This window comes from Ruegeria sp. HKCCD7559 (assembly GCF_013110575.1).
In the GTDB taxonomy this organism is placed as follows: domain Bacteria; phylum Pseudomonadota; class Alphaproteobacteria; order Rhodobacterales; family Rhodobacteraceae; genus Ruegeria.
Window position 1 is genome coordinate 1,103,160 of sequence record NZ_WVQU01000001.1, and the last position, 16,489, is coordinate 1,119,648.

Sequence of the window (16,489 nt, forward strand, 5' to 3'; positions counted from 1 at the left end):
CGCGAAGACTGCCATTCAAATTGACGACGTTAATTTCAGTAAGAATCACATGGCCGCCAGATAGGCGGCACCTGCCATAGCCAACGCCGTAACTGCAAAGCTCAGCAGAACATCCCAATTCAGCACGAACAGGAAGCTAAAGCTCTGATACGATTTTTTCAGCGTTTTGGTCATGGTTTTTCCCTCAGACGCAAAAATCATAACGTCAGAATGAGGCAATTTTGCGGCCCAATCTTGCGCCACGCGCCACAATTAGCAGAACAAATCGTTGCTCACTGAAAACAGCATGAGGGTGAGAATTAAGGTGATCCCTACACCCATGAGCACCCGCAAGGCCCCATCACTGGGTGGTTTCCCTGCAATGGCTTCATAGGCGTAGAACACAAGGTGCCCGCCATCCAATGCCGGGATCGGAAACAGGTTCAGCAATCCGACCGCCGTCGACAGAACCGCGATGAAGAAAATGAAGTTCTGCGCCCCCTGGCTGGCCATTGCCCCCGAGGTTTCGGCAATCCCGATCGGCCCCGAGATGTTACAGGTGCTGATTGCCCCCGTCACCATGTGCCACATACCAGACAGCGACCCTTCGATAATGCGGCCCGTCTGTCTGACACCGCCGGTCAGTGAATCCAGAATACCGGCCGGTTCAGTTGCTGGCTCCAGCATCATGCCCCCGATGATCCCAATCCGCCAATGGGTGACGAAACCGCCATCCGGCTGAGGTTCATCCGTGCGTCGGGGGGCCAATGCGAATTCCAGCTCGGACCCATCCCGCCAGACGTCCAACAGCAGAACCCGGCCGTCGGACCCTTCGACAAAATCCTTCAGCTGCTCGAAGGCAAAGATCAGCTCTCCGTTCACCGCCGTGATGACATCGCCTTGTTTCAGTTGAATATCCATCGCCGCGCTGCGTGGGGCCACTTGGCGGATCAGGGGTGGAAACATCCATGGTGCTTGTACATCCAGCGTCTCACCGTCCCGGATTACCGTGTAGTCCAGAACCGGTTCCACAGGCAGCGCTTCGATAAAGTCCTGCCAGGCGCCCTCTTCATCATAGTCAGGTGTCGGGGTGCCGGCGATTGCGGTGATCACATCACCTTCTCTCAGTTCCTGCACAGAGCCTGGCAAGGGTTGCAACGTTCCGACCGTCAGCGGCTCCTTCGATACGCCCTGTGACCAGAAAATCAGGCCAAACACCAGAATGGACATGACGAAGTTGAAGACAGGTCCGGCCGCGACCGTTGCGGCCCGTGCCCACAAAGGGGCACCATGCATGGTGCGGCGCAGCTCTTCCGGGCTTTGGGTAGCTATGCCTTCCATCGCCTTTTCATCCTTGCCCGATGCTGCATTGGCATCGCCCAAGAATTTTACGTACCCCCCAAACGGCAGCAACGCGATCTGCCATCTTGTCCCCCGTTTGTCGACACGGCTCCAGAGAACCGGGCCAAACCCGATCGAGAACACTTCGGCATGGATACCGGACCAACGCCCCACAATGTAGTGGCCGTATTCGTGCACTGCGACGATGACCGACAATGCGATGACAAACGCGACAATCGTCCAGAGAAGATTGCCAAATTGCGGGATTAGGGAAAGTACGTCCAAAATTCTATCCTGCTCGTTCCACCACAGCGTCATCGACCCACTGACGTGCCAGATGGTCTGTTTGCTGTACGTTATCAAGGGTCATCGGGGCATCAATAAGGCTGTCTGACGCGTCGAACCTGTCGAGAACCTCGGCGACGGCATCAGCCATATCCAGAAATCCGGTCCGGCGTGCGATGAAATGATCCAGCGCACGTTCCTTCGCGGCGTTGAAAACAGCACCCGCCAGGCCGCCACGCGCCATCACGTCCCGGGCCAGTTTCAATGCGGGATAACGTGCCAGATCCGGCGCGTTGAAACGCAACTGCCCCAGCTTGGCCAAATCAAGGCGCTGTATCGGCAATTCCCGTCTTTCGGGCCAATGCAGCGCGTAACCGATGGCGTGGCGCATATCGGGTGCCCCCATATGGGCCATCACCGCACCATCACGATACCCGACCAGGGCGTGTACTATGGATTCCGGATGCACCAGCACTTCGATCTGATCCGGTTTGACACCGAAATATTCTTTTGTTTCAATTACTTCCAACGCTTTGTTGAACATGGATGCGCTGTCGATGGTGATACGCTGCCCCATATCCCAATTCGGATGGCTTGAGGCCTGTTCAACAGTCGCGTTCACCAGTTCACTCAGGGGCCAATCACGGAATGCCCCGCCGCTGGCGGTGATGATCACACGCTCGACTGTTTCGATGTCTTCACCGACCAAAGCCTGAAACACCGCCGAATGTTCGCTGTCGACCGGCAGCAATCGCGCACCATGCCGTTTGGCCGTTTCCAGAACCAACGATCCTGCGCAGACCAATGTCTCTTTGTTGGCCAGCGCGAGGGTCGTGCCCTGTTTCAACGCCTCGATGCCCGGTGCCAACCCGGCCGAGCCGACAATGGCCGACATGATCCAATCCGCCGGACGTGCCGCAGCCTCGACGATGGCACGCGGGCCTGCAGCCGCCTCGACGCCACTGCCGGCCAAAGCGGAACGCAGGTCATCAAGCCGGTCTTCATGAGCGGTGACGGCAATATCGGCACCGAGCCGACGCGCGTCATCCGCAAGTCTTTGAATATTGGCGCCACCGGTCAAGGCCACGACGTCATACTCGGACGGTGCACGCGAAATCAGATCAATCGTATTCTGCCCGATCGACCCGGTGGCTCCAAAAACAGATACCTTTCGCATTACATTTCACCCGGCGAATAGATCAGCCCCGCGATCAAAACGAACAGCGCGGCCCCCATCATGCCATCAAACCGATCCAGAAAGCCGCCATGGCCCGGTATCAGGTTCGAACTGTCTTTGACACCGAACTTGCGTTTGACCGCACTTTCAGCAATATCACCGGCCTGGCTTGCCATTGAAGCCAAAACGGAAACAACGACAAAAGCGAATCCAAAGCCGGCCAGGCTTGCAAAAACCGCGCCGACACATGCCGCGGCGGCCCACCCTCCGGCGGTTCCCGACCACGTCTTCTTCGGGCTGACCTTGGGCCAGAATTTCGGGCCACCAACCGCCTTGCCCACGAAATAGCCCGCGACGTCAGTGGCGACCACGACAGCAATCAGCCAAACCATCCAGCCAAAACCGGAATTTTCGCGGATCGAAATGAAACCCAGCCCGGCCCCGACGATCCAGACCACGAACATCCCGAACAGAACCTTCGAACGACTGATCTGCCCCATTCCCACAAGCGCAGGCGCAAGCACGACCGGCAAAGTGTAAATCGTCGGAAGATGATAGCTGAGAACCACGGTGATGCTTGTCAGAATCCCCAATTGAACAGCCACGCCGCGGGCTTGCGGGTCGATCATTCGAACCAATTCCCACGTCATCAGACCACAGGCTGCGGCGATGAAGGTTTCGAACCACCACCCGCCAAGCCAGACTTCGATTGATCCGATCACGACAAGAACAGCAGCAGAAAGAACCCGTGTTGTCAGGTCAGACCATCGGCCGTCTCTCATGCCAGAACCGCTCCGAACCGCCGATCTCTGGTGCCGTAATTCTGGCACAGACGGGCCAGTTCAGCAGCAGTGAAGTCCGGCCAGAGGGTGTCGATGAATTCATATTCCGAGTAAGCCGATTGCCAAAGAAGAAAGTTTGAAATCCGCGCTTCACCGCTGGTTCGGATAACAAGGTCGGGATCAGGAAGAACACGCGTATCCAGATATTTAGGAAGAGTTTCTTCATCCACCTCTTCGGGTTTCAGCCGCCCTTCAGCCACATCCCGTGCCAGACGCTTGGTGGCGCGTGCGACCTCGTCGCGACCACCGTAATTCAGCGCGACGGTCAAATGAACCAGATCGTTGTTCTTGGTTTCTTCTTCCAGCGAGTCCATCAACTCGATCAACTTGGAATCCAGCCGGACCCGATCTCCGATGAACCGAACGCGGATGCCATTATCCGCAAGTGTCCGGGTTTCCTTGATGATGTAGCGGCGAAACAGGTTCATCAGGCCGGCCACCTCGACCTGGGTCCGCTTCCAGTTTTCGGTCGAAAAAGCGAACACCGTCAGATACTTGATCCCCAAACCAGGGCAGGCCTCGACAACCTCGCGCACGCGCCGCGCGCCGGCATGGTGGCCGAACAGCCGGGGACGGCCGCGTGCCTGCGCCCAACGACCATTGCCATCCATGATGATGGCCACATGGCGCGGGCCGGACTCCAGCTCGGTTTGCGGGTCTTTTGGCATCAGTTCGGCTCAGACCTGCATGATTTCGGCTTGCTTGGTTTCAAGCGCAGCATCCACGGCCTTGATCATCTCATCCGTCATGTCCTGAACTTCGCTTTCCCAAAGCTTCTGGTCATCTTCCGACATGCCGTCCGCCTTGGCCTTCTTGATCTGATCCATGCCATCGCGACGCACGTTGCGGATCGCAATGCGCGCGTTTTCCGCGTACTGACCGGCGACCTTGCTCAGCTCGCGGCGGCGTTCTTCGTTCAACTCGGGAATCGGCAGCATTATGATGGTTCCGTTCAATTGCGGATTGATACCAAGGCCGCTTTCGCGGATGGCCTTTTCCACCTTACCCACCAGTGACTTGTCCCAGACGTTAACAGTGACCATACGCGGTTCGGGCACGTTCACGGTGCCCACCTGGTTGATCGGTGTCATCGAGCCGTAAGCGTCAACCATGACAGGTTCCAGCATCGAGGCCGAAGCACGCCCTGTTCGCAATGATGCAAATTCGGTTTTCAGATTGGCCATTGCGCCATCCATGCGGCGCTGCAGATCATTGGTGTCCAGTTCGAAGTCGTCAGACATTCTGCTCACTCCCCGTCTTCAGGTACTCTTTGGATGGGTCTTACGCCATCGCAATTGGGATGTATAGCAATCATGATCGGGAATTGTATCAATGGCCAGAGGTGTTGCGACCAATTTGGACAAACATCGTTTTCCGGAACCTGGCCGAGTTTCTTCGGCCAGGTTGCTTTCATGGGTCAGCCTCAGGCGTTCACATCCACCACGACGCGGCCCTTGACCTGACCTTTCAGAATGTCGGCGCCCAGTTGCGGCAGATCGGACAGACCGGCCGGTTGAACCATCGCCTCAAGCTTGTCCATCGGCAGATCCGTGGCGATCCGTTTCCATGCGCGCACCCTGTTGTCATAGGGCTGCATCACGCTGTCGATGCCCAAAAGGTTCACGCCGCGCAGCAGGAACGGAATCACCGTCGCAGGCACAGCAGCCCCCCCTGCCAAACCTACCGCAGCAACAGAGCATCCGTATTTCATCTGGCCCAGAACGCGTGCCAGCATGGCGCCGCCCACAGCGTCAACGCAGCCCGCCCATGTTTCGCTTTCCAGAGGGCGTTTTGTGGTCTCGTTCAGGTCGTCGCGCGGCACGATGGTCGTCGCTCCAAGTGATTTCAGATAGTCACCGGTTTCGGGCCGTCCGGTGACCGCGGCGACCTCATAGCCCAAATTGCCAAGAATGGCCGTGGCCACCGACCCGACGCCGCCCGCGGCCCCGGTTACCAATACCGGTCCACGATCCGGGGTCAGCCCATGATCCTCCAGCGCCATGACCGCCAGCATCGCAGTAAACCCGGCAGTGCCCACTGCCATTGCCTGACGCGTTGTCAGCCCATCGGGCAGCGGTACCAGCCAATCGGCCCGCGCGTTGGCTTTTTGCGAATAGCCGCCCCAATGTGCCTCACCAACGCGCCATCCGGTCAGAACAACCTTGTCTCCGGGTTTGTAGCGGTCATCCGATGAGGCCTCGACCGTGCCGGCGTAGTCAATGCCGGGGACATGCGGATAGGCCCGCACCAGCCCGCCCCCTTTCGGAGACAGGCACAGGCCGTCCTTGTAGTTCACCGTAGAATATTCGACCGCAACCGTGACATCACCATGCGGTAGATCATCCACCGACAATTGTTTGATCGAGCCGGTGGCAAGTCCGCTCTCTTCATCCTTGTCCATCACAAGTGCATTGAACATCTGTCATTCCTTTCGTGTTCAGCGACCAGCCCATGTCGTCAGCTGGTTCAAAATATCCCGAGGTCGACGCGGCAGCGTCCTTGATTCTGCTAGATCCAGAAATGCGATTGCACGGTCGCGCGGCGCATCCCGGCCGGTGTTTCCACTTCCAGTTCCGTCCCGGCATCCCAATGGCTCAGGCGCACCATACCGATCGCCACATTGGTTTCAAAATCCGGAGACCAGGCCGCTGATGTCACCTGCCCCACGCGCTTGCCGCTTGCAAACAGGTCCCAGGGACGATCGCAGCCCGGTACAGGCTCACCGGCTATGGCGATTGGCCGGATTTGCTGCACCGGCCCTTCCTTGGCGACACGCAACAGAGCATCCCGACCGATACAGCCAATCGCGGTATGCGTGTTGCAGAACTTTCCCAGACCGCATTCATGCGGGGTATTGTCGTCGGTCATGTCGTTCCCATAGGACAACAGCCCGCCCTCAATGCGTTCGATCAGGTTCGGGCAGCCCGCGCGCACGTGCAGGTCTTCGCCGGCGGCAAACAGGGCGTTCCACAAAGGCATGCCGATATCGCCACCTTCAACGTATATCTCGAAACCACCCTGTTTCGAATAACCGGATCGCGCGACGGCCAGATCGCGCCCCTCGAACTCGAACATGTCAAATTTAAAGAAACGGATGTCGCGCACTCGGTCCCCGAAGACACGCGCCATCAGCTCGTCCGCCTTTGGGCCCTGAACGGCAAGCGGCGACACGTCCGGTTCATCCACCAGCACATCCAGACGGTACCCAACGGCGATACCCTTGACCCACAGCAACAGATCACTGTCGGCAATCGAGATCCACCATCGGTCTTCGGACAACTTCACCGCCACCGGGTCGTTCAGCATGCCGCCGGTTTCGTCAACGATCGGCACATAGAAACATTGCCCCGGCAGCATACCGCGCAGATCGCGCGGGGTCAGCATCTGCATCAGACGCGCAGCATCAGGGCCACGCAATTCAACCTGCCGCTCGCACGACACATCCCAGACCTGCACATGGGTCTTAAGATGCCGGTAATCGGCTTCAACACATTCAAAAACCGTCGGCAACAACATACGGTTGTAGACCGTATAGCCCTTGACCCCGGCAGCTTCGACTCCTTCAGAGAACGGAGTGCGCCGCAAGCGGCGTGAGGCGGAAATCTGCGGCATTCATACCTCCTGCGGCATAAAGACGATATCACTGACAGGCGCTTCCGAGCCCGTCTCGGTCAGCATTTTGTGCACTTGCCCCCTATGATGGGTCTGATGATTGAAGAAATGGATCACGCACAGCGCGTAAGGCATTGTGACATCAGCCTCTTTTGTGGCGGAATACCACGTGAACGAGCCGGTCAGCGGATCATCCCCCAGCCCTTCTGCCCAGTTCAGGATACGCGCATCGATCTTTTCGCGTAACGCCAACCAGCTTTGCAGGTCCGGGCACAGGTATACGCTTTCATGGATACCCCCGCCCGCCTTGTGAATATTGCCATCTGGCCCGTCGCGCTTTTCGAAACGCGACATCCACATCCAGTCACCCCACAGCAGATGGTTCACCGTGCCCATAATCGAGCCAAAGAATGCTCCGCGTCCAAGGGTCAGTTCCTTCGGTGTCAGAGATTGCAAAAACTCTGCCAACTGATTGTTCTGCCAGCGATTGTAACGCGCCATTTCCTGCGCATACCCGCCCGTGATCATCATTTGGGCCCGTGCCAGTCGATCGGGCAGATTTCAGCGGACTTGCCGCCAAAGTCCCAGACCCGGCCATAGTCTCGCACCTTCGATTTGGTGCCACGCGCCACGATGATGTCAGGTCCCATCCAGTATTTGGAATTTGAGACCATCACCGGATGCTCCGGGTCCTTGCCCGCAAGCATCTCGATCTCTCCCTGTATCTTGCGACCAATCGCGATCCGACGTTTGTTTCCGTCGCGCTCGATCTGGACCGGCGCTCGTTCCGCACCGATGATCTCGCTGACCAGCATGGTAAACAGACCCGTCGTGCCGCCCGCCTGACCGCTGAAGATTTGCAACAATCCGTTGTAAGCCTTACCGCTTGCGCGCTCGTCGACATAAGCGGCGACTTTCCACTGGCCTTCCCCCATCCGGCCCGGAATATCGACCAGCAAGCCGACATTCAGACCCGACAGATCCTCGCCTTCATAGTGGCCTTCATCAACGATGATGCCCATCCAAGCATGGCAGTGACCTTCCGTAGGGGGATGTGCGCCCAGCGACACCACGCAGGGGCAAAACACGTCACATGAACAGTTCAGGATCAGTTCACCCTTGATGGCCCATTCCGTCGGACTCATCTCTCGCCGCTTGGGATTGGGCATGCGGCTGTCGATACGCTGACTGACGGGCAGCCGATCGGCATCTGGTTTTCTGTTTTTAGCCATTGGCTTATCCTCCGTAGCTAATTGGATACACGAGCAGGACGAGACCGCCCGCAATCAACACAAACCCCATTGGACGGGTCACGGCGTGCCCGATCTGAGGAAGTTTCTCCAAAACCATGAACAGGGTCGCGAGCCCCATCCACAACAGGCTCATGACACCGCCTACAAAGCCGAGTGCCATAAAGCCCCAGCAACAGCCGACGCAAAAGGCGCCAAGACCCAGGCCCATGCGCACGCCACCTGCAAAACCGGTTCTCCAATGTCCCAGGAAATAGGTCATCGGGGCATGGCAGACACCGTGGCACACCTCTTTGGCGCGGGAAAACTGAAAGGCGCCCACGGCAATCATCAAGCCGCCCGCGACCCATCCGGATTTGGCAATTCCCAGCATATCGACAACACCGCCAAACAGCAGAAACAACTGAATTCCTGCGATCACGGCCGCAAACCCGACCCAGACGATGGAATACCCGGCCAGAACCCCCAGCCAGCCGGCGCGGCTGCCATTTGCGCTGCGGATCAGGTCATCGTAACTGCGCAGGGTCGGGATCAGGGTCGGCAGCATCATGGCCGCCATCATGATCGCCCACATTGAAAACAGCGGCCCGAACTCGGCCATGGGCATGTACATGTCCATGCGCGGATCCATCGCGGCCATCGCCTGCCCCATCGGCCCCGGACGGCCGATCAGATCAAGGCCCATGTCCCGGCTCATCGAGAACATGACCCACCACGCCCACAAGATCAGAACATAAAAGCCCAGCCACATTCCGCTGCGCAGCCACGTACGACTCACTTCGGCCTCCCGACTCAACTCCCTTGCTTTTCAAATGTCAGACTTTTAAATGTCAGACAAATAAAAATTTGCCCAAGGTCGTCTGAAGATGAAAACCGCGCCCCGGAAAACCGCAGACCTGTCTGCCCAGATCGCCCAGGCCATTCGGGATGCGATCGTATCGGGTGAACTGATCGTGGACGCGCGCCTGCCGTCCGAAGCCGAGCTGTCGGATCAGTTCCAGGTCTCTCGCCCGACCGTGCGTGAGGCATTGAAACGGCTGGCCGCGCAATCCTTGATCCGCACACAACGCGGCGCTTCCGGCGGGGCGTTCGTGAATCGCCTGAGCTTTGAGGATGCCTATTCTCAGCAAGTCACGACTTCGACATTGCTGCTGTCGATGAATGCGGTCAGCTTCGATACCGCATGCGAGGCGCGATATGCCCTGGAAAGGGCCTGTGCGCCTTTGTCAGCGCAGCGGCGCACGGCAGATCACCTGGCGACCATGCGGGCAGAAATATTCCGCCAGTCCCAACCGGGCCTGACGGACGAGGCATTTTGCGCCTCGGACGTGACTTTCCATCGCGCGCTGGTGGATGGGGCTGGCAACCCGGTCCTGTCCTATCAGCTGGCGGGCGCCGTGGAAGCGATGCAACCGCTGATGAACATGATCACATTCACGGCGCGATCCCGCGAAGAGATCATCGGACTGCACAGCAGAATAGTGGACGCGCTTGAGGCAAAAGACGCGGACACCGTAGACTCCGCACTTGTTGATCTGGAACATTACACACGACGGCTGGCCCATGACGTGGCCGAAAGCAAACGTAAACCGACCTGAGGGCCGCATTCGAAACAAGATCAGAACAAGGGGCAAAAAAGCGGGCAGATTTTCATCCGGCGCCAAGATCGGAACTTTCAATATGAATTGAAGTTCAATGACTTACGGGAGGACGTTATGAACCAAAGACCGGACCCAAGTTTTTATCCATCCGCGAAACTTGCGATGGAGGGCCCCGCTGAGACGCTTGCATTCACGCTGATGCTCAGCCCTGACTTTTCTCAACCCGACGGGCTGGCGGTTGTGAATGTCGATCCAAGCTCGGACGATTTCGGAAAGATCGTGCATCAGGTGATCATGCCCGAAAAGGGCGACGAATTTCACCATTTTGGCTGGAACGCCTGTTCTTCTTCCCTGTCGCCGCTGAGCGGTCATGCGTTTCTGGAGCGGCGCTATCTGATCATCCCGGGCATCCGGTCCAGCCGGATTTATGTCATTGACGTGAAGAACCCGCTTGAGGCCAAGATTCACAAGATCATCGAACCCGAAGAAGTCTTTGCAAAGACAGGGTATTCCCGTCCGCACACGATCCATTGCGGGCCCGAGGGCATCTATGTCAGCACCCTTGGTGGCGGCGGCCCCGACGGCACAGATGGCCCTCCGGGCATATTCATCATGGATTGCGAGACCTTCGATATCATCGGGCGCTATGAGATCGAGCGCGGTGTTCAGGACAAGCATTATGATTTCTGGTGGAATCTGCCGCGTGACTACATGGTCAGTTCCGAATGGGGCCTGCCGCCGCAATTCGAAAACGGGCTGGTGGCCGAGGATCTGTTGTCCAACAAGTACGGCCACCGGATCCATTTCTGGAACCTTCGGAACCGGACGAATATTCAAACCATCGATCTGGGCGAAAACCATCAGATGGCCCTGGAAATCCGCCCCGCGCATGATCCCGTTAAACAATACGGGTTCTGCGGCGTTGTCGTCGATACGACCAACCTGCAAGGGGCGATCTTCACCTGGTGGCGCAATGATGACGGCACGTTCGAAGCCAAGAAGACCATAACAATCGATCCGCAACCCGCTGATCCTGATGATCTTCCTGACCTTCTGAAGGGCTTCTCTGCCGTTCCGCCGCTGGTCACTGATATCGACCTAAGCCTGGACGACAAATACCTCTATGTCGCGTGCTGGGGAACCGGCGAGATGCATCAATACGATGTATCCGACCCGATGAACCCAACCCTGGCAGGCAAGGTCGAGATCGGCGGTATCGTCAAAAAGACAAAGCATCCAAATGGTCAAACCTTTGGCTATGGTCCACAGATGGTCGAAATCAGCCGCGACGGCAAACGCGTCTATTGGACCAATTCGCTTTATTCCACGTGGGACGATCAGTTCTACCCCGAGGAAGGTGGTGCGGCCATGGTCAAGGCTGATGTCGGCGAGAATGGTGGTCTGACATTGGATCCGAAGTTCTGGGTAGAGTTTCCCAAGGGCTATCGCAGCCACCAGATACGGTTGGAGGGCGGAGACTGTTCAACCGACAGCTTCTGCTATCCGTCGGTCTGAGTTGGAATTATTGATGTCATCAACGGCTGGCCTGTGGCTGGCCGTTGTTCTGAGCGGAGCCTATCACGGCCTGAACCCCGGCATGGGCTGGCCGCTGGCGGTGTCTTCGGCTTTGATGGAACAACGCCAATCCGCGCTTTGGGGTGCACTCGCGGCTTTGGCTGGCGGGCATTTCGTGGCCATGCTTGGCGTACTTCTTCCTTTTGCCCTGATGGCCGTACTGGTCGATTATCAGAATGAAATCCGCATCGGCGCGGCTCTGGTCGTGATTGGCATGGGCCTGTACATCGCGATAACCCGCCGTCATCCCCGCTTTCTTTCGCGGATCCCGCCAAGCAGGCTCGCGCTTTGGTCTTTTCTTGTGGCGCTTGCCCACGGGGCTGCCCTGATGCTGGTTCCAATCTATCTGGGCCTGTGTGCCGTGGATGAACTGGACGCGGGCCATCAAGCGATTTCTCAGATCATGACCACGAACACCCTTTTGGTTCTGGGCGTCGCCGCGCTGCATACGGCCGCCATGGTTCTGGGTGGCGGGTTTTTGGCCTTTGCGGTCTATCGTTGGCTTGGTCTGCAATTCCTGTCGCGCAGTTGGTTCAACCTGGAGCTCATCTGGGCCCTGAGCCTCATTCTGGTCGGTGGTCTGGGTCTTTGGTCCGCACTTGGCTGACCTTGTACTTTGTTTTGAAACGCGCTTTGTCTGCATCGAAACAAAACTGGAGCTTCCGAATGCAGGACCAAACCCGCCCAACCGAAGTGCTGCGTCAGTGCAAAATCGACGACTGGACGGCCGCCACAACCCATGCTTTCACCCGCGAGTTGTCTGACGGCACCCTGCCCGAGAACAAGATGCGCTGGTATCTGCAACAGGATTATCAGTTCGTCGACGGTTTCGTGCGTCTTTTGGCCAGCGCCATCGCGCATGCGCCGACCCTTGCTGACAGCGTACCGGCCGCGCAGTTTCTGGCGGTGATCACAGGCCCCGAGAACACCTATTTCCTGCGCGCGATGGACGCTTTGGGCACTGAGCCCAGCACCGAGCCCGCGCCTGCCACGCGGGCGTTTCAAGATCTGATGGCTGAAGCCGCAGCCTCTGGCCGTTATCAGAACATGCTGGCGGTACTCGTCGTGGCGGAATGGGTTTATCTGAGCTGGGCCAGCCCAGAAAACCCGCCCAAAAACGGCTTGCCGTTCTGGTTTGCAGAATGGATCACGCTACATGCGGGCGAAGGGTTCGAAAGCGTCGTGGAGTATCTGCGCAGTCAGTTGGATAACGTCTGGCCGACGCTGGATGCGGCCGAACAGGCCGAGGTCACGCGACTGTTCCATCGCGCTGTCGAACTGGAACGTGATTTCTTTGACGCCGCCTACGCGGCCTGAACCATAAGGGGGCCGGAATGGTCGCAACTCTGAACGTCATCGCGGCATTGCTGACCATCGGGTTCGGCGCATTCGGGTTTCTGGCGCCGGCCCACACCGCGTCGGCCCTGGATCTGGCCCCGACCAACAGCACGATGGGGTTGTCCGAGATGCGCGCCTCGGTCGGTGGTTTGTTTGTTGTGACGGGGATCGCCGTTATCTGGCTGAACAACCCAATGGCCTATGTCATGCTGGGCATTGTCTATTCCGGTGCGGCGCTGGGCCGGTTTGTGTCAGTCGCGCTGGACAATCCCCCCTTGGCCAAGGCGTTGATCTTTGGGGGAATCGAACTGGTTCTGGCCGTCTGGCTCATCGCTGCAAACTTCAACAAAGCCACCTAACAGATTGGAAATGTTAAACACGGCTGAGTTCATTCTGAGTTTGCATCCCCCCATCACCTCACCTATATAAGAATCGTCCTTCGGGACTATGGACATAAACGCGCTCGTAATAAGCGGATCGGACCCGGGGGCGGTACCCGGCGGCTCCACCAACCATCCTTCGTTTGGGGATTTTGGGGCCGAAACAGGATCGACGAACGTCTAAAGGGGTTAGCTTTGTCTCGGCTGTCTGCCACCGTTACCGGCGAAAACAGTACAATTGCAAACGACAATCGTGCTCCGGTTGCAGTTGCTGCGTAAGCAGTAGCAAGACCGAAACTTAAGCCCTTGCGCCTAGCCGCGTAAGGCGGGGTTCGCAGGTACCTGGCAACAGAAACCTGCATTAATCCCCCACATGTCTGATTTTATTCACCCGTCCCTTGGCAGATTCAGAGTTTATTCATTCCTTTTTGCCATCTTGCCAGCACTTGGACAGGAGAACTGGGATGACGAATTCAGAGATACTCAGAAAGTGGTACTCCGAAGTTTGGGAAAATGGAAACACCGAAGCAATTGATCAGTTCTTTGCACCCGAAACGATGGCCGAGGGGCTGATTCCGGAAATGCAGGTCGGTGCGGACGATTTTCGGGATCTGGTCATGGCGTTCCGCCATATTCTGGGGGACATCAAGGTCGAATTGCCCAAGATCATCGAAAACGGCGACTGGGTTTCTGCCATTCTGCATGTTCGTACTTTTCGGGCTGACAATGGCGCGCCACTGGAAGTCACGGGCCAGGTCATGGCGCGGTTCAAGGCCGAAAAGATGGTTGAAGCCTACAACCATTTTGACTTCATCTCGTTTTTTGAAGAGCTGGGCCAGTTTCCATCGGACACCCTGCCCGTATGCATGACCGGGCAACGCCTGGACTGGGCGTGAACCCAAAGCAATCTTGACCCCCATGACCCTTGCGCGCTAGCAAGTGCCATGGGGTAAGATTGCGAACGCCCCGTGAGGCGACAGCCCAAGTTTCGCATGTATCCGCGGTCACAAGGAAACATGCCATGGCATCGCCCAACTCTATTTCTCCCAAACAACTCCTGCGTCTGATTGGTACTCCGAATGCGCCCGTTCTATTCGACGTCTGCCTGAATGACGATTTTGAAGAATATCCCTATCTGATCCCCGCATCAATCCGGCACCCGGCCACGGATATTCAGGGGCTTTTGTGCAAGATCTCGGGCCGTTCGGTCGTGATTATCTGTCAAAAAGGCAAAAAGCTGAGCCAGGGCGTTGTCTCCTGGTTGCGCGGCGAAGGGCATCAAGCCGAATATCTGGAAGGTGGAATGCATGCCTGGCGCGACATGGCCGATGCACCACGTGTGCCCGCAACACGCATTCCTGATCGAATTGGTGGCCATACGCTGTGGGTCACACGTCACCGGCCAAAGATCGACAGAATCGCATGTCCCTGGCTGATACGCAGGTTTGTTGATCCCGACGCCAAGTTCCTGTTTGTAGCACCCGGCGAAGTCGAAAGCGTTGCGACTGTTTTCGGGGCGTCACCTTTTGATATCGAGAACACGTTCTGGAGCCACCGAGGCGACAATTGCACGTTTGACACCATGTTGGATGAATTCGAGCTTCACTCCCCCGCGCTGGACCGGTTGGCGACGGTCATCCGGGCAGCGGACACGAACCGGCACGCGCTTGCACCCGAAGCGGCGGGATTGTTGGCGGTGTCTGTCGGGCTTTCAAGGCAGTACCGCGATGACCATGAAAACCTGAAAGCCGGGATGAAGCTTTACGACGCGATGTATCGCTGGGCGCGCGATGGGTTTGACGAAAGCCATGACTGGCCCACCGGGCGAACGTCATGACACCGACACTGGCCGAGATTTTCAAGGTCTTTGGCAGGATCGGTCTGCTGTCTTTCGGCGGTCCTGCGGCTCAGATTTCCTTGATGCATCAGGAATTGGTCGAACGCCGACCCTGGCTGGATGAACAGACTTACCTGCGCGCCCTGTCTCTGTGCATGTTGCTGCCGGGCCCCGAGGCGATGCAGCTGGCAACCTATGCCGGGTGGCGCCTGCGCGGCGTTGCCGGCGGGCTGATTGCCGGCAGCTTGTTCGTGTTGCCCGGCGCGTTGGTGATTGCGGTTCTGGTCGCGCTCTATTCAGTATTTGGCGATGTTCCCTTAGTGCAGTCGGCCTTCACAGGCATCAAGGCAACCGTCATCGTCATCGTTTTGCAGGCGCTCCGCAATCTTTCGCGCAAGGCATTGAATGATCGCGAGCATCGAACAATCGCAATCCTGTCCTTCCTGGCCATTTTTCTGCTGAACCTTCCTTTTCCGGCGATCATATTCGTTGCCGCAGCTTGGGGGTACGTGACCTTCAAAGGACCCGTAGAAACTCCCACGCGAGAAGGAACACCACATCTGGCGCAGTCTCTGCGAACGATTGCTGTCTGGTTGCCCCTTTGGTTGGGCCCGCTCGTTACTCTGAGCGTCACAGGCCATCAACTGCTGAGCGATCTGGGGTGGTTTTTTGCCCGACTCGCCGTTGTGACCTTTGGCGGCGCATATGCCGTATTGGCCTATATGACCCAAACGGTTGTCGACCAGTACCACTGGATCAGCACGGATCAGATGATTGATGGGCTGGGTCTGGCGGAAACGACTCCGGGGCCGCTCATACTTGTCACACAGTTTGTCGCCATGCTGACCGGGCAACTGACCGGCGGGTTCACGCTGGCGCTTGCAGCCGGTGCGGTTGCATTGTGGGCGACGTTCGTTCCGTGCTTTCTTTGGATTTTTCTTGCGGCCCCATATCTTGACCGTCTGGCTGCGCGTCCTCGCCTGTCCGCGGCCCTTCATGGAATCACCGCGGCCGTCGTCGGAGTGATTCTCAACCTTTCCGTGTGGTTCGCCCTGAATGTTCTTTTCGAATCGGTGTCTGAAAAATCATGGGGTCCTCTGGCAATCCCCATGCCGCAGATTTCCGCGTTGAATTTTACCGCATTCGGTCTAACTATCCTTGCTGGGGCCTTGATTTTTCGACTGAAATTAGGGATGGGAACCGTGCTTGCCCTGATGTCGATTGCCGGCCTGGCTGCACACAATATCTGATCAATCCGGTCGTACCCGCCCT

General features: G+C 57.5%; 19 protein-coding genes and 1 other RNA gene. 9 read left to right on the forward strand and 11 right to left on the reverse strand.

Annotation, left to right across the window (positions count from 1 at the left end; translation table 11 throughout):
- Positions 1 to 45: 45 nt before the first annotated feature.
- The 11 genes from GS605_RS21180 to GS605_RS05600 all read right to left on the reverse strand — a co-directional run bounded on the left by GS605_RS21180 (position 46) and on the right by GS605_RS05600 (position 9,237).
- Positions 46 to 174: a hypothetical protein gene (locus tag GS605_RS21180; protein ID WP_256367495.1), complete on the reverse strand. Its 129-nt coding sequence runs from the start codon at positions 172 to 174 to the stop codon at positions 46 to 48.
- A 78-nt stretch (positions 175 to 252) separates the two neighbouring features.
- Positions 253 to 1,605 carry an RIP metalloprotease RseP gene (gene rseP / locus GS605_RS05555; protein WP_171723314.1) on the reverse strand — a complete coding sequence of 451 codons (1,353 nt, stop codon included), beginning with the start codon at positions 1,603 to 1,605 and terminating at the stop codon, positions 253 to 255.
- A gap of 4 nt (positions 1,606 to 1,609) precedes the next feature.
- Positions 1,610 to 2,782 carry a 1-deoxy-D-xylulose-5-phosphate reductoisomerase gene (dxr, locus tag GS605_RS05560; protein WP_171723315.1) on the reverse strand — a complete coding sequence of 391 codons (1,173 nt, stop codon included), beginning with the start codon at positions 2,780 to 2,782 and terminating at the stop codon, positions 1,610 to 1,612.
- Complete coding sequence (locus GS605_RS05565) at positions 2,782 to 3,564, reverse strand: phosphatidate cytidylyltransferase (RefSeq protein ID WP_171723316.1); 783 nt, start codon at positions 3,562 to 3,564, stop codon at positions 2,782 to 2,784. The genes dxr and GS605_RS05565 overlap by 1 nt, the downstream gene beginning before the upstream one ends.
- Complete coding sequence (locus GS605_RS05570; RefSeq protein ID WP_171116012.1) at positions 3,561 to 4,292, reverse strand: isoprenyl transferase; 732 nt, start codon at positions 4,290 to 4,292, stop codon at positions 3,561 to 3,563. Before GS605_RS05570 ends, GS605_RS05565 begins: the two co-directional genes overlap by 4 nt.
- A gap of 9 nt (positions 4,293 to 4,301) precedes the next feature.
- The gene (gene frr / locus GS605_RS05575; protein WP_171632603.1) at positions 4,302 to 4,865 is read right to left on the reverse strand and encodes a ribosome recycling factor; all 564 of its coding nucleotides are present in this window, start codon (positions 4,863 to 4,865) and stop codon (positions 4,302 to 4,304) included.
- A 182-nt stretch (positions 4,866 to 5,047) separates the two neighbouring features.
- The gene (gene acuI / locus GS605_RS05580; protein WP_171723317.1) at positions 5,048 to 6,043 is read right to left on the reverse strand and encodes an acryloyl-CoA reductase; all 996 of its coding nucleotides are present in this window, start codon (positions 6,041 to 6,043) and stop codon (positions 5,048 to 5,050) included.
- An 89-nt stretch (positions 6,044 to 6,132) separates the two neighbouring features.
- Positions 6,133 to 7,236 (reverse strand): dimethylsulfoniopropionate demethylase, encoded by a 1,104-nt coding sequence (locus GS605_RS05585; RefSeq protein ID WP_171723318.1) that lies wholly within the window; start codon positions 7,234 to 7,236, stop codon positions 6,133 to 6,135.
- Positions 7,237 to 7,767, reverse strand: a complete 531-nt coding sequence (locus GS605_RS05590; protein WP_371807727.1) for a DinB family protein — start codon at positions 7,765 to 7,767, stop codon at positions 7,237 to 7,239.
- The gene (locus GS605_RS05595) at positions 7,764 to 8,468 is read right to left on the reverse strand and encodes a DUF1326 domain-containing protein (RefSeq protein ID WP_152457918.1); all 705 of its coding nucleotides are present in this window, start codon (positions 8,466 to 8,468) and stop codon (positions 7,764 to 7,766) included. Before GS605_RS05595 ends, GS605_RS05590 begins: the two co-directional genes overlap by 4 nt.
- 4 nt (positions 8,469 to 8,472) lie before the next feature.
- A complete protein-coding gene (locus tag GS605_RS05600; protein WP_171723646.1) occupies positions 8,473 to 9,237 on the reverse strand; it encodes a DUF2182 domain-containing protein in 765 nt (254 codons plus the stop codon).
- A gap of 115 nt (positions 9,238 to 9,352) precedes the next feature.
- On the opposite strand from GS605_RS05600, the gene GS605_RS05605 reads away from it, so the two are divergent.
- The 9 genes from GS605_RS05605 to chrA all read left to right on the forward strand — a co-directional run bounded on the left by GS605_RS05605 (position 9,353) and on the right by chrA (position 16,467).
- The gene (locus GS605_RS05605; RefSeq protein WP_171723319.1) at positions 9,353 to 10,084 is read left to right on the forward strand and encodes a FadR/GntR family transcriptional regulator; all 732 of its coding nucleotides are present in this window, start codon (positions 9,353 to 9,355) and stop codon (positions 10,082 to 10,084) included.
- Positions 10,085 to 10,201: 117 nt separating this feature from the next.
- A complete protein-coding gene (locus GS605_RS05610; protein ID WP_152457916.1) occupies positions 10,202 to 11,602 on the forward strand; it encodes a selenium-binding protein SBP56-related protein in 1,401 nt (466 codons plus the stop codon).
- Positions 11,603 to 11,615: 13 nt separating this feature from the next.
- The gene (locus tag GS605_RS05615) at positions 11,616 to 12,269 is read left to right on the forward strand and encodes a hypothetical protein (RefSeq protein ID WP_171231674.1); all 654 of its coding nucleotides are present in this window, start codon (positions 11,616 to 11,618) and stop codon (positions 12,267 to 12,269) included.
- Positions 12,270 to 12,328: 59 nt separating this feature from the next.
- Positions 12,329 to 12,979, forward strand: a complete 651-nt coding sequence (locus tag GS605_RS05620; RefSeq protein WP_171723320.1) for a TenA family protein — start codon at positions 12,329 to 12,331, stop codon at positions 12,977 to 12,979.
- A 17-nt stretch (positions 12,980 to 12,996) separates the two neighbouring features.
- The gene (locus GS605_RS05625; protein WP_152457913.1) at positions 12,997 to 13,359 is read left to right on the forward strand and encodes a DUF4345 family protein; all 363 of its coding nucleotides are present in this window, start codon (positions 12,997 to 12,999) and stop codon (positions 13,357 to 13,359) included.
- A 36-nt stretch (positions 13,360 to 13,395) separates the two neighbouring features.
- Positions 13,396 to 13,743: a transfer-messenger RNA gene (ssrA, locus tag GS605_RS05630) on the forward strand.
- 101 nt (positions 13,744 to 13,844) lie between these two features.
- Positions 13,845 to 14,276, forward strand: coding sequence for an ester cyclase (locus GS605_RS05635; RefSeq protein WP_171632620.1), 432 nt, complete (start codon positions 13,845 to 13,847; stop codon positions 14,274 to 14,276).
- Between the two features lie 125 nt (positions 14,277 to 14,401).
- Positions 14,402 to 15,217, forward strand: coding sequence for a sulfurtransferase/chromate resistance protein (locus GS605_RS05640; protein ID WP_171723321.1), 816 nt, complete (start codon positions 14,402 to 14,404; stop codon positions 15,215 to 15,217).
- Positions 15,214 to 16,467 carry a chromate efflux transporter gene (gene chrA / locus GS605_RS05645; RefSeq protein WP_171723322.1) on the forward strand — a complete coding sequence of 418 codons (1,254 nt, stop codon included), beginning with the start codon at positions 15,214 to 15,216 and terminating at the stop codon, positions 16,465 to 16,467. The genes GS605_RS05640 and chrA overlap by 4 nt, the downstream gene beginning before the upstream one ends.
- The last annotated feature ends 22 nt before the right edge of the window (positions 16,468 to 16,489 follow it).